Source organism: Tenacibaculum sp. 190524A05c (genome assembly GCF_964036595.1).
Taxonomy (GTDB): domain Bacteria; phylum Bacteroidota; class Bacteroidia; order Flavobacteriales; family Flavobacteriaceae; genus Polaribacter; species Polaribacter platacis.
Genome location: NZ_OZ038523.1, coordinates 3108482 through 3120631 on the forward strand (window position 1 = coordinate 3108482; position 12150 = coordinate 3120631).

Annotated in this window: 15 protein-coding genes; 3 read left to right on the forward strand and 12 right to left on the reverse strand. The window is 30.1% G+C overall.

Features of this window, described 5'->3' with window-relative positions; all coding sequences use genetic code 11:
• Window positions 1–33: 33 nt before the first annotated feature.
• Together ABNT61_RS13660 and yiaA are read right to left on the reverse strand one after the other, a co-directional pair.
• Window positions 34–576 (reverse strand): hypothetical protein, encoded by a 543-nt coding sequence (locus ABNT61_RS13660; protein WP_348743632.1) that lies wholly within the window; start codon window positions 574–576, stop codon window positions 34–36.
• Window positions 577–680: 104 nt separating this feature from the next.
• On the reverse strand, window positions 681–1169 hold the full coding sequence (gene yiaA, locus ABNT61_RS13665; protein ID WP_348710331.1) for an inner membrane protein YiaA: 489 nt from the start codon (window positions 1167–1169) through the stop codon (window positions 681–683).
• 154 nt (window positions 1170–1323) lie between these two features.
• On the opposite strand from yiaA, the gene ABNT61_RS13670 reads away from it, so the two are divergent.
• Window positions 1324–2829 carry a hypothetical protein gene (locus ABNT61_RS13670; RefSeq protein ID WP_348743633.1) on the forward strand — a complete coding sequence of 502 codons (1506 nt, stop codon included), beginning with the start codon at window positions 1324–1326 and terminating at the stop codon, window positions 2827–2829.
• On the opposite strand, the gene ABNT61_RS13675 is transcribed toward ABNT61_RS13670, so the two are convergent.
• The 10 genes from ABNT61_RS13675 to panB form a co-directional block, all read right to left on the reverse strand.
• Window positions 2824–3213, reverse strand: coding sequence for a VOC family protein (locus ABNT61_RS13675; RefSeq protein WP_348710328.1), 390 nt, complete (start codon window positions 3211–3213; stop codon window positions 2824–2826). The genes ABNT61_RS13670 and ABNT61_RS13675 overlap by 6 nt on opposite strands.
• On the reverse strand, window positions 3213–3671 hold the full coding sequence (locus ABNT61_RS13680) for a DUF1801 domain-containing protein (RefSeq protein WP_348740999.1): 459 nt from the start codon (window positions 3669–3671) through the stop codon (window positions 3213–3215). Before ABNT61_RS13680 ends, ABNT61_RS13675 begins: the two co-directional genes overlap by 1 nt.
• Before the next feature lie 8 nt (window positions 3672–3679).
• On the reverse strand, window positions 3680–4141 hold the full coding sequence (locus ABNT61_RS13685) for a DUF4199 domain-containing protein (protein ID WP_348743634.1): 462 nt from the start codon (window positions 4139–4141) through the stop codon (window positions 3680–3682).
• A gap of 97 nt (window positions 4142–4238) precedes the next feature.
• Window positions 4239–4646 (reverse strand): response regulator transcription factor, encoded by a 408-nt coding sequence (locus ABNT61_RS13690; protein ID WP_348740997.1) that lies wholly within the window; start codon window positions 4644–4646, stop codon window positions 4239–4241.
• Between the two features lie 27 nt (window positions 4647–4673).
• Window positions 4674–5612 carry a 2-hydroxyacid dehydrogenase gene (locus tag ABNT61_RS13695; protein ID WP_348743635.1) on the reverse strand — a complete coding sequence of 313 codons (939 nt, stop codon included), beginning with the start codon at window positions 5610–5612 and terminating at the stop codon, window positions 4674–4676.
• 57 nt (window positions 5613–5669) lie between these two features.
• Entirely contained in the window at window positions 5670–6134 is a 465-nt protein-coding gene (locus ABNT61_RS13700; protein WP_348743636.1) for a DUF4231 domain-containing protein, read from the reverse strand.
• A gap of 7 nt (window positions 6135–6141) precedes the next feature.
• Entirely contained in the window at window positions 6142–8457 is a 2316-nt protein-coding gene (locus ABNT61_RS13705; RefSeq protein ID WP_348743637.1) for a hypothetical protein, read from the reverse strand.
• Window positions 8436–9251, reverse strand: coding sequence for a hypothetical protein (locus ABNT61_RS13710; protein ID WP_348723110.1), 816 nt, complete (start codon window positions 9249–9251; stop codon window positions 8436–8438). The genes ABNT61_RS13705 and ABNT61_RS13710 overlap by 22 nt, the downstream gene beginning before the upstream one ends.
• On the reverse strand, window positions 9248–10051 hold the full coding sequence (locus ABNT61_RS13715; RefSeq protein WP_348710313.1) for a hypothetical protein: 804 nt from the start codon (window positions 10049–10051) through the stop codon (window positions 9248–9250). The genes ABNT61_RS13710 and ABNT61_RS13715 overlap by 4 nt, the downstream gene beginning before the upstream one ends.
• Before the next feature lie 97 nt (window positions 10052–10148).
• Entirely contained in the window at window positions 10149–10967 is an 819-nt protein-coding gene (gene panB, locus ABNT61_RS13720) for a 3-methyl-2-oxobutanoate hydroxymethyltransferase (protein ID WP_348710311.1), read from the reverse strand.
• 113 nt (window positions 10968–11080) lie between these two features.
• On the opposite strand from panB, the gene ABNT61_RS13725 reads away from it, so the two are divergent.
• Complete coding sequence (locus ABNT61_RS13725; protein WP_348710310.1) at window positions 11081–11560, forward strand: nuclear transport factor 2 family protein; 480 nt, start codon at window positions 11081–11083, stop codon at window positions 11558–11560.
• A 14-nt stretch (window positions 11561–11574) separates the two neighbouring features.
• A complete protein-coding gene (locus tag ABNT61_RS13730) occupies window positions 11575–12147 on the forward strand; it encodes a sigma-70 family RNA polymerase sigma factor (RefSeq protein WP_348710308.1) in 573 nt (190 codons plus the stop codon).
• Window positions 12148–12150 lie beyond the last annotated feature (3 nt).

The window sequence follows — 12150 nt, forward strand, 5'->3', positions numbered from 1 at the left end:
CCCTATCTGAAATTAGATAGGGTTTTTTTAATATTATTTTTTTCCGAATAAACGTTGAAAGAAGTTTTTAGCTTTTCCTTTCGCCTCTTTCAGCTCTTCTGCAGCATCTTCTGCTAAGTCAACCGCTTTCTCTGCAGCTTCACTTAAAGCTTCCTTAGTTTCTTCAGCAAATTCGTTTGCTTTAGCCTTAATGTTTTGAGCTTCTTCACTCGCTAACATTTCTTTTACTTTCTCTTTAGTATCGTTGTATGCTTCTTTAGCATCATCTGCTAAATCGGCAAGCTTTTCTCCGGCTTCTCCTGCAAATTCAGAGATCTTTTCTTCCGCAACTTTAGCATATTTACCTGCTTTATCCGCTGCTTCTTTAAAAGCTTCTTTTGCTTCTCCGGCCATTTCAGTTGCTTTATCAGCAGCTTCATTAAATGCGTCTTTCGCAGATTTTGCAGTTTCTTCAGCAGTTCCAGTAGTTTCATTTGCCGTTTCTTCTGCGTTTTCTGCAGCTTCATTAACTGTGTTTTCTACATTTTCACTAGCGTCCTTTGCATGATCTTCTAAATTCTTGTTTTCTTCAGACATTTTTTTTGATTTAAAGTTAGTTACTTCTCAAATTTATAAAATAAAAAGAAACCCAACAATCTCATATTGTTGGGTTTTGACTAACTACTAAGCTAATCGAATTATCAAAACAAATCCTTCTCCTTTTGATTTCTTTCGATATAAGCAATATCTCTAGTGTTCTTTTGAACAGCAATAGCAGCATATATACTTAACATAAATGATATTCCGTAAAATCCTTTTTCACTCAATTCTAAATCAGCATTCCATAATCCTATAATTAGCAGAACAATAGAAATAACAGTTGTAGCCCAACTAATGCTATAATACATTTGAGTTACCTCAATTCCTTCAAGTTTATCTCTTACTGCTTTTTGAACAGAAATAACCGAGAATAACCCGAATAATAAAATGGTGAAATAGTATCCTTTTTCATTTAATAACATATCAGCATTCCATAAACCGATACAAAAAGCAATTGTTCCCACGAATAAACTAGCCCATGATGCTCCAACAAATGCAGGTGTTGGTTTTTGATCATAAATAGTGTTCTTTTTTCTTTTTTCTTTTTTGGTTGTAGCTTCTTTGTTTGAAACTGTTGTTTGATAATCCATAATAATTTATTTTAAATAATTACACTTCAAAGATGCAGTGATCTCAGTTCTTGCGGAAAACAATTTTTGTTTAAAACTGACGATATATAATTATTTTAATTATGTTTATCCACATAAAATAATGGTGTTTAATATTATAAACTGATGATATAAAATGAGTTTAAATTCATTAATTTCCTCTTTTTCTTCAGAAGAAGCTACTCGATTTATTGGTTTTTTGAATAAAAAGAATAAAAGATCCGATGTTAAAAATATTGAGTTGTTCAAGTATTTGTATACCGATGAGTTTTCCTCAGAGGAGATTTGTAAGCGATTATATTCAAGTGGAAAGAAAGATGCCTATCATGCACTAAGAAAAAGGTTGTATGAATCTATTATCGAGTTTTTAGCTGCAGTGAATCTAGAAGAGGAAAACTCTGAAAAGGTAGCCGTGATCAAATATATCTTGGTAGCACGTTCTTTTTTGCAACAGCAACAGTTTGTTTTAGGATATAAATTGCTGGCGAAAGCATCAAAAATTGCGAAGGAATATCAACTCTATCCATACCTCAATGAAATTTATCACTTACGAATTCAATTTGCACATGCTAATGACAAAGAAGATTTAAATCAATTAATTGAGTCTTATAACTTTTACAGAAAACAGGCTCGGTTAGAAGAAGAGTTGAATATTGTATATGCTAAAGTACGAGCTATATTACATCAAATTACAGCTAAAGGTGAGGTAATAGATTTTCAAAAAATTGTTTTACGCATTCTTCATGAACAAGATATAGACATTAATGAATCCTTATCCTTTAAATCTTTATACCAATTATTAACGATTGCAAGTATTTCAGCATTTGTATCGAAAGATTATTTACAAATCGAATCATTCATGCTAGAAATGTATGAGGTATTAAAAGAACATCCAAATAAAGATAGAGAACGTTTTTTCCATATTCATGTATTATACATGATTGCTAATACACTTTTTAGAACCAAACAATTCGGGAAATCGATGCAGTTTTTAGAATTAATGGATAATGAAATTTGTAAGAACAAAAAAAAGTACGAACGTATTTTTAGATTGAGATATGAGTTACTCTATACTTTAAACCTAAATTATACTAACAGTCAAAATAAAGCAATTGAAAGGCTTGAATCGATAATGAAAAAGAAACATTCGGATGTGGTTGGAGCTTTAGATTTACATTTAAGTTTAGTGGTGTTTTACTTTCAAAAAGGAGCAATAAAAGCTTCATACAGTTTATTATCGAAACTTTATCACACGGACAATTGGTATCTGGAAAAAGTAGGAAAAGAGTGGGTGATTAAAAAAAGTTTGATTGAAATTTTATTGCTTGTAGAACTTGATAAATTTGATCTGTTTGAAAATAGAATAAGTAGGTTTAAACGTCAATACGGATCTTATATAAAGGAAGTCGGTCAGGAACGAGTTTTGATTTTCTTGAAATATGTAGAACAGTATTATGATAACCCGAAAGCCATAACATCTGTAAACTTTCTAAATACCGTTGAAAATTCTTTTGATTGGATTGGAGCCAAACAAGAAGATATTTTCGTGATGAGTTTCTATGCTTGGTTAAAAAGTAAAATGATTAAAAAACCAGTTTATGAGGTTACTTTAGATTTAATAGCTCAAGCCCAGGAATTATAGAAAAGCTTCATCAATAGGTTCCCATAACTCTATTTTATTTCCATCTAAATCTACAATCCATGCAAATTTACCGTAGCTATATTCTTCAACATCGCCAAGAATAGTTACACCTTCAGTTTTGAGTTGTTCTAATAATTCTTTTAAGTTTTCAACTCTATAATTTACCATAAAGTCCTTTTTTGAAGGAAGAAAGTGATTTGTATCTTTCTTAAACGGACTCCATTGTGTAGAAGCTTTTTTATCATCATTATCTTTCCACCAAAATGTGCATCCCCAATCGTCAGTATTAAAACCTAAATGTTTTTGATACCAATCTTTAGTTGCGTTTACATCTTCAGTTTTAAAAAATACTCCTCCAATACCTGTTACCTTACCTTTTTTCATTACTTCTTTTTAACGTTAGTTTCATAAGTGTTTATCCAATCCTCAACCGTAATTTTTGTACACAACTCGGCAATTAACTCATAAGGAATATCATCCATTTTTTTAAAACGAACACAGCTTTTACCCATGTCTAATTTTCGTTTGCTGTGCTTTGGGTATTCATTTACAAACCAATCATGAATTTCTGGGTTTGCATAAATTCCACTATGATATAAATTCACAGAGTTCTTTTGTGAAGCGACATTCATAAACGGTAATGGTTGCTTTGGATCGCAATGATAACCATCTGGATAAATCGAATGCGGAACATAATACCCCAACATGTTATAAGTTATTCCTTCTTCAAAACCTTCGGGAAGATTTTCCTTTATAATCGCTCTAATTTTTTCAACTACAGGCTGTCTGTCTTCTGGTATCTGACTAATATATTCTTCTGGTGTAGATGCTTCGTATTTCATGCTATAAATTATTTGCGTTGTAAGAATAATGATGATACTAAAGATATAATAAATCCGATTATGGTTACAAGAACAAGCATAAATAGTGCAGCAAAAGAGCTTGACATTTCAATGATTTCATCTTCTCTTCCTTGATTTCTTAGCATTTCCTCATAATTTGAAAAGAAATCTGGATTTATAAACTTGGTATAAATAAAGTCAGCAATTCCAATTCCTGTTCCTACAAGTAACGATATTAGAACACCAATAACAATTCCTTTCCCTATTGATACAACACCATTATTTACGTTATCTCTGTAATGTTTAATGGCAAAATAGATAAAGGATAAGGATAAGAAAATTGATAGATATCCGAGAATTTCATTTGTGCTATAATCGAAATTATCAATTCCAATAATAAGGTGCAACGTAAAAACTAGAAAACCTGTTATGATTCCGTAAGTACCGTATTTTACTATTGTATTTTTCATTTTTAAAAGCATTTAAATTATAGGGACAAAACTAAGTTCATAGGAAGAATTAGCGTTCATACTAAAGTACCAAATTGCTCATACTTTAGTGTTAAGACTATAAAATATCGAGTTCCTGGGCTATTTGAACTGCTTGGGTTCTTCGTTTAGCATCTAATTTAGTAAGTAGATTTGATACATGAGTTTTAATAGTACTTTCCGATAAAAATAGTGTTGATGCAATTTCTTTATTCGAAAATCCTTTTGCAATAAGTTCTAAAACTTCATATTCTCTTGAAGTAATTTCTAGTTCTTTTATTTTTTGATGATTTATTTCTGAAGTTGTTTCCTGTGGCCTGTTAATTTTTCGATTAAAATAGGCTCCAACGAAAAAACCAATTAATGCAATGCAGGTAATTACAAGTTCAGTTTTTATACCGCCAAAAAGTATGGAGTATTTGCTGATTTGAAATAGTAGTATTACAGCAATGATTAAAGCACTAAAAACAAGAATTGTTTTCTTCATGCTTCTAATTTATAAATTAGAGATAAACTAACAGAATTTCTTCTTGACTTTGTCAACAATTGTTTGCGCTAGTTTTTCTTTACTTTCTATAGTCCATCCTGCCACATGAGGAGATAGTAAAACATTTTCTGAATTGATTAAATATTGAAAAGCATCAGGCATTTCTGAATCTGTAAAAAGATTTTCAAACGACTTTTTCTCGTACTCCAAAACATCTAAACCTGCGCCTAAAACTTTTTCAGCTTCAATAGCAGCAACCAAATCTTTTGTGACAACAGATTTTCCTCTTGCAGTATTGATTAACCAAAATGGTTTTTTAAAGCCATTAATAAATGATTCGTTAACCATATTCATAGTTAATTTTGTTTGTGGAGTATGAAGACTCAATACCTCAGCTTTTTCTTGAAGTTCTTCCAACGAAACTTGTTTACAATTTTGATCGCCAACATTTGGTTTTATATCGTAACACAGAACCTCAACATCAAAACCTCTAAGTTTTTTAGCAAAGGCTTTCCCCATATTTCCATAACCGATTAAACCAACCGTTTTACCGTCTAGTTCAATTCCACGATTATCTTCTCGTAACCATTTTCCTTGTCGGACTTCTTTATCAGCCTTATTTAGTTTATTGAATAATGAAAGTAACATTCCTAAAGCATGTTCACCAACTGCATTTCTATTTCCTTCAGGAGCCGAAACTAATTCAATACTTTTTTGTTGTGCATAATAACAATCAATATTTTCAAGTCCAGCACCAACACGACCAATAAACTTCAAGTTTGTTGCTTTATCCAAAAACTGTTGATCAATTGTAAATCTACTTCTAATTACAATTCCATCGTATTCATGAATTTTTTCTTCTATTTCATCTTTAGAAGAAGTATAGTCTTCATGATTTGTAAAACCTAAATCTTCGAATTGATTAATTAGTAAAGGATGATTGGTGTCGAGATGTAAAACTTTCATCAACGAATATGTTTTAGAAAAATGATTCTTAATATTTTGGTTGCTAAGGTACTTATTTTAACCTCTTAGTTTAGACCATTTTTCATTTAACATATGAAGAATTTCGCGGTATCTTTCCTTAAATTTTTCAATCTTTTCAGGATCAATATCTTCTTTTCCTTTCAAGTAATAGTTGATTTCGAACTTCAAATCATACAGTCTATTACGCGTGTTTGTATAATTCACCCACAAACTCTTATGATCGAAAAAAGTGTTATAAGTACTTATAACAGTGATGAAAGAAGAAATAATTAACGCAATATTTTTGGTATGATCATTCATAAAAGACAAAGCGTTAAAGCCAGCAAAATCAAAACCTAATATAATTGTACTCACAGCACTAGCAATAGTTACGATTACATGAAAGTTTCTGGCTTTGTGTCTGTTATTGTTCCTTTTTTCTGTAAAGCTTTTAATTTGTTTGTCAATTTCTTCTTGTAGAAATGCAATTTTCTCTCTAAGCTCTTCATTTGTTTCTTTCATAATTCAATTATATTATTTTCAGTGCAACAAGGTTTTTATATCGTAAACTATTTACTTTTTTCTCTATGCCTTTAAACCTATCTTCTAATAAGGTTTTACTTTTAGTAACAATTTTTAAACGATCAACAGTATAGTTCAATTTGGTAATAGAATCTAAATAATTTTCATTTTCAAAATGCAATAAAGCTTCATAATATTCCAATTCAGATTCTGTATGGTTTATAGTTTCCAACGTTTCATAATCAATTTGTGGAAGCTCTAACTCAATACTCTTTTTTATAATATTCAATTGATCCCTAGATTCTTTTAAACTCTGATGATTAGGAGTGTTAGTAACTTCAATAATTCTTAAGTTAGCATCTATGTAAGTGTTTAAAATTCCTACTTTTTGTTTAAGAATTAACTTCCTTAAGTTCTTATTGGTAAATACAACTTCCTGATAACGTTCAAAAGCAACAGTAAGTAAATGTTTAGATTTCTGTAAATATTTTACGGCTAAAGAAAACTCTTCTTTATCAATGTAATCATAAGCTTTAGCATGTTCAGTAAGTGCTAACCCATGAATAAATCTGTAAGAGTTTTTATAAGCTGGATTTCTATTAATTACTTGAACACTTTTCTTGTACTGCTTTGTTCTTCTGTATAACCATAGTAGCATATAGTTGAAATCATCAATATGCTTATCGTTATTTTTTACAACGGTTATTTTATCTTCATTTTTTTCAAAGCTGATTTTTGCATTGTTTAAAATAACTACTTGACTTTCGATTAATCCAATTAATTGATTTTCATCAGTGTGTTCAGATTTAGTTTCCATAACTAAATTCAGAAATGTAAGAATTAGAAAGTCAATGTTTTGTTGTGATAAGGTCATTTTCTTATACGATAAATGACTCAAAATGCGATCAATCTCTTTTTTAAAGTTTTTAGAAGATGCACCAACAGGTTCTGAACTATTTGTTATTGAGTTTAAGAAATGATAAAACTCATCGATATAAGGTTCATTTTCAATGCCACAGAAAATTAGATATGGCAAATGATGAAAAATATTTCTAATAATATCGTCTCCGGTATTGATGAAAATCGAAGATGGATTTATCGCATCATTTAACTTATGCGATAACTTTAATACTTGACTAAACTTAAGCTTTGAACTTAACTTGTCTGTCAATAATTTAGTTGGAATGTTGTCATCAATCTTCTCAATAATTTTCTTGATGTTTAATAAATCTGCTTTTGAAACATCTTCTTTGTTTAAGAAGCTTTTAAACAAAACATCATAATGAGAATACGAATCGAAAACATAAGAGTTCGTAAGGTCTTTTTTAAATGACTCCAAAGAGTTGTTAATAGACTTTAAAAAGCTCGCATTTTTTTGCTCTTCTGAAATACTCTTTTCCACCAATTTAATGTCAATCAGTGTGTTGATGTTATCTACAGATTCTTTCTCATTCTCCGACTTTTCAATCAAATACTTTAATAAAAACACTTGATTGATATTCCTGTTGAACGCACAGTTGGTATTCTTAGTTTCCTTTCTAAGAAGTTTTATGATTTCACCAGTTTTTTGTGGCGTAGAAGAAAGATACTTTACACGAGTTTTCTCTTCGTGGATTTCGTTATTTATATTATAAATCCTGTCAATTACAGATATATCTCTATAGGTATTATCTAGGTAACAATAACGTTCATAATCACTATCTAATGAAGCTAGTTTATACTTTTGAGAATCAGCAAAAGATTCTAATAAATTATTAGTTAATTCGGTTGGTTGGTTATTTCTAAAAGCATCTATAATTAGTTCTCCGTTTTTAACTTTGTCAGAAGTAAAGTCATGAATATTCAATGATTCGATAAAATCATTAAATCTATCGAATAAGTTTTTCCCTTTTTCAATGAAAATATATAGTACAATGATTAATTCAAATTCATTGTAAAAAATCTCCTTATTAATCTTTTTATCATTTGAAGAAATTGATTCTTCAATAAATGATAAAAGTTTGTTTCTAATAGAAGAGAAGTTGGTGATTTTCATCTGAAAACTCTCAACAATGTTAGAAAGTTCTTCTCTATATTCATTGGCTAGAATTATATCATAATCTTTATAAATAGAAAATACATTTTCATAAAAGATTGTGGTTAATGCTAGTTTAGAATCTTTATCGAAGGAATTTTTGTTGATAAACGGAAGCGTATAGTTTATGACATCAAAAGTATCTATAACATAAACACTATTGATCCCTTTGAAATGTTCAATGAGATCAGACTTTACAACTTGTAATTCGTCGATGGTGTAAAAATCTAAGAGTGTTTCTCTTTCCATTTATTTTTATTTTTAACAAAATCTACAATGCTTTTAATATCCACATCATCTAGGTTTTCAGGATCCTCAAGACTATCTTCATCTTCAATATCGGCAAGATTATTTTCAATATTATAACTTACGATAGTGTTGTGTCTTTCGATTAAATTTTTTGTTAAGTCTTTATTGTAATCAGTTTTTATAAGAATATCGAATACTTCAGAAAGCGGAAATCTAAATCGATCTAAGTATAAATTGTTATGCTCATTTGGCTCAGAAAGAATAATTTGATTCCAATCTAAACTTTCGTTATCATCAATCTTTTTTGAATATCGACTGATAGTAGTATTTAATAACTTTTTAGTTTCTTGAGAGAGGTCTTGTATAGAAACATACTTTTTTTCATCATCAAAATTTATATTGATGTTTTTCTGTTTGAAATAACGATCTCTATCTATTTCTAATTTTTTTGTTTTACCATTTAAATTGAGAATACGAGATATTTTTAGCTTTACCAATCGATCATCAACCTCATCCATTTTTAAGAGTAAATAGTCAAATATTTCTTGTTGCGTACCACAAATAACATTCTCATTTGTATCAAAAAAGCCATAAATACAACTTGTAAACTCTTGGTCATATTCATTCCCATCTTCAATTATTAAAATCTCTTCTTCAGAAATTTCTTCTAACTCAAAATAGAATTGAAATTCATTTTTAGTTTTTTGAACATAAAATTTCCCGCCTGATTCAAATATTACAGGAGCAAAGCGGTTTACTTTTTTGAATTCCCTTCTTATTCCGTAAACTTTCATCTTCTATTCTTGTAATTAATTACTTTATCTCGCATAAAATGATAAGCAGTATGAATATGAGTAAACTGGTCGTGTTTATAAGTAACAATTTCAGTTCCTGGAAAATACTCACTCCATCCTAATATCGTCTCTTCATCCCTTGCCTTACTTTCTGGTAAGAAGATTACATTTGGTTTAGATGTAATTTGATCTTCTACTTGAACTTCAAAAGTAAATGCTTGAGGTCCGTATTCTGTGTAACTTTCGTTTTTATTTTGATGAATATCGTTTATCGTTGTTAAGCACAAACAAAACTGTTTTTTCTCAACATCATAATAGGGGGTAAATTCACTTCGTAGATAGTTTTCATTGTTTCTATATAATGCTTTAACGCCAGCAATTATATCTTCTTTTTCCGGATTTTCTACAATGAAATTTTGCAACATTTTAACTGGTTCCGGAGCATTGGGGTTCTCAAAGTTAAATCTACCATTAAGATACGCACCAGAATCGAAACAACATAATCTTTTAAGATTTTCTTTTTCATGTAAATCCTCATACAGTAATGTAACAGGAGGATCTTTGTCATATTTATCTACTTGGTCACTTGGTGGAAAGTATGATGATTTACCATAAAATAGAAAGATTAATTTCTCATCATTATGATAATCACATCCAGATTGAGCAATAAGATTATTGTCGTCTGTAATTATGTATTTAAATAATATGTGATATTTGGTAGTGTGGCAAAACGGTAGTAACTCTCCTTCAATTTCATTGTTGTCTTTATAATCATCAATGATATCTTTAAATGTTCTCATTCTCTTTATTTAGCAAATAATTTTAGGGGACCATAAGTTATAAAAAAGCATTAAATATCCTACAGAGAACATAGGATATTTAATACAATTTTAAGTTTTAATATTGTTCTTTCTCATTAGGAAAGTCAACGTTTTTTACATCAGTAATATATTGTTTAAAAGCATTTGTCATTTCAGTGTGTAAGTCTAAATATCTACGTAAGAAACGTGGATTAAATTCATGAGTCATACCTAACATATCATGCATAACTAATACTTGCCCGTCAACACCACTTCCAGCTCCAATTCCAATAACAGGAATGGAAATACTCTCAGCAACTTCTTGAGCCAACTTCGCAGGAACTTTTTCTAGTACTAAAGCAAAACACCCAAGTTGTTCTAACAACTTAGCATCTTCTATTAATTTTCTAGCTTCTTCCTCTTCTTTTGCTCTTACAGTATACGTTCCGAATTTATATATAGATTGTGGAGTTAATCCTAAATGTCCCATAACAGGAATTCCGGCAGTTAAAATTCTTGAAATCGATTGCTCAATTTCTGCTCCACCTTCAAGTTTTACAGCATGTCCACCAGATTCCTTCATAATTCTAATGGCAGAATCTAATGCTTGTTTCGAATTTCCTTGATACGTACCAAAAGGTAAATCAACCACAACTAAACAACGATCAATAGCTCTTACCACTGAGCTTGCATGATAAATCATTTGATCTAAAGTAATTGGTAAAGTAGTTTCGTGTCCTGCCATTACATTTGAAGCAGAATCACCTACTAAAATTACATCAATACCAGCATCATCAACAATTTTAGCCATGGTGTAATCGTAAGCAGTTAACATTGAAATTTTTTCATTGTTACTTTTCATCTCTACTAACGATTTTACGGTAACTTTTTTATATTCTTTTTTTGCTACAGACATTTGGTGTATTTTAATTTGGGTAAAAATAGACAAAATACAGTAAACGAGTTAATATTCTGTTAATTTGAAGCTAATGAGACACTTTTTTATAGATTTACTCAAAATCTAGAATTATGAGAACATTTTTGATACTTTTTATGTTTGCACTTTCCTACTTAAATATGCATTCACAAAGTACGTCTGAAGAGAATGCAGTTAAAACTGTTATCGATACTTTTTTCGAAGGATTACACAAAGGAGATTCAACAATTGTAAGTTCAACATTAAAGTCAGACATTAAAATTCAAACTACATTTACCAATAAAGAAGGAGTGAAAATTCTTAGAGATCAATCAAGAGCCGATTTGTTAAAAGGAATTGCTGGCAAGAAAAAAGAGGATGTATATTTTGAAAAATTGTTGTCTTATGATATTAAAATTGATGGAAATTTAGCCTCTGTATGGACGCCTTATGAGTTTTACTATAATGAGCGATTTAGCCACTGTGGAGCGAATTCTTTTCAGTTGTTTAATGATAATGGAAAATGGAAAATTATTTTTTTGGTTGATATGAGAAAGAGAGATTCTTGTAAAGTAGGTGAAGTAAAAAAATAATGTATCTTTAAAGCGTGAGTGAAACTAGTAAAAAACAACTATTAAACCCTAATACATGGGTTGATAGCTATTCTGACTATCTGTTTAATTACGCAATAGTCAGGGTAAATAGTTCTGATATAGCGAAGGATTTGGTTCAAGAAACATTTTTTGCAGGGTTAAGATCTGCGAAGAATTTCGAAGGAAAATCTACAGAAAGAACTTGGCTAATATCAATATTGAAACGAAAAATTATCGATTACTATCGAAAGATTAACTCTAAAAAAGGACAAGCAGAGGTTCGTATGAGTTTTTATGAAGATGGAGAAAATGAAGGTAATTGGATCGAAGAACGTGTTCCTCAGTCTTGGAGTAGTGAGACTGAAAAAGGAATAGAGAACGAAGAATTGAAAGTACAAATCGAAGATTGTATAGATAAACTTCCCGAAAAATACGCTATGGTTTTTCGCATGAAAACAATACAGGAATTTGAAACTGAAGAAATTTGTAAGGAGTTAGATATAACTCCGTCAAACCTTTGGGTGATAATCCACAGAGCAAGAACGCAGCTAAGAAGTTGCATGGAAAAAAATTGGTTCAATAAATAACAA

Excerpts from the sequence above, each read along its gene's own strand:
- panB (WP_348710311.1), bottom strand. The coding sequence starts at position 10,967 with ATGTCTGTAGCAAAAAAAGAATATAAAAAAGTTACCGTAAAATCGTTA.
- ABNT61_RS13705 (WP_348743637.1), bottom strand. The coding sequence starts at position 8,457 with ATGGAAAGAGAAACACTCTTAGATTTTTACACCATCGACGAATTACAA.
- ABNT61_RS13685 (WP_348743634.1), bottom strand. The coding sequence starts at position 4,141 with ATGAAAAATACAATAGTAAAATACGGTACTTACGGAATCATAACAGGT.
- ABNT61_RS13695 (WP_348743635.1), bottom strand. The coding sequence starts at position 5,612 with ATGAAAGTTTTACATCTCGACACCAATCATCCTTTACTAATTAATCAA.
- ABNT61_RS13660 (WP_348743632.1), bottom strand. The coding sequence starts at position 576 with ATGTCTGAAGAAAACAAGAATTTAGAAGATCATGCAAAGGACGCTAGT.
- ABNT61_RS13670 (WP_348743633.1), top strand. The coding sequence starts at position 1,324 with ATGAGTTTAAATTCATTAATTTCCTCTTTTTCTTCAGAAGAAGCTACT.
- ABNT61_RS13710 (WP_348723110.1), bottom strand. The coding sequence starts at position 9,251 with ATGAAAGTTTACGGAATAAGAAGGGAATTCAAAAAAGTAAACCGCTTT.
- ABNT61_RS13680 (WP_348740999.1), bottom strand. The coding sequence starts at position 3,671 with ATGAAATACGAAGCATCTACACCAGAAGAATATATTAGTCAGATACCA.
- ABNT61_RS13675 (WP_348710328.1), bottom strand. The coding sequence starts at position 3,213 with ATGAAAAAAGGTAAGGTAACAGGTATTGGAGGAGTATTTTTTAAAACT.
- ABNT61_RS13725 (WP_348710310.1), top strand. The coding sequence starts at position 11,081 with ATGAGAACATTTTTGATACTTTTTATGTTTGCACTTTCCTACTTAAAT.
- ABNT61_RS13690 (WP_348740997.1), bottom strand. The coding sequence starts at position 4,646 with ATGAAGAAAACAATTCTTGTTTTTAGTGCTTTAATCATTGCTGTAATA.
- yiaA (WP_348710331.1), bottom strand. The coding sequence starts at position 1,169 with ATGGATTATCAAACAACAGTTTCAAACAAAGAAGCTACAACCAAAAAA.
- ABNT61_RS13700 (WP_348743636.1), bottom strand. The coding sequence starts at position 6,134 with ATGAAAGAAACAAATGAAGAGCTTAGAGAGAAAATTGCATTTCTACAA.
- ABNT61_RS13715 (WP_348710313.1), bottom strand. The coding sequence starts at position 10,051 with ATGAGAACATTTAAAGATATCATTGATGATTATAAAGACAACAATGAA.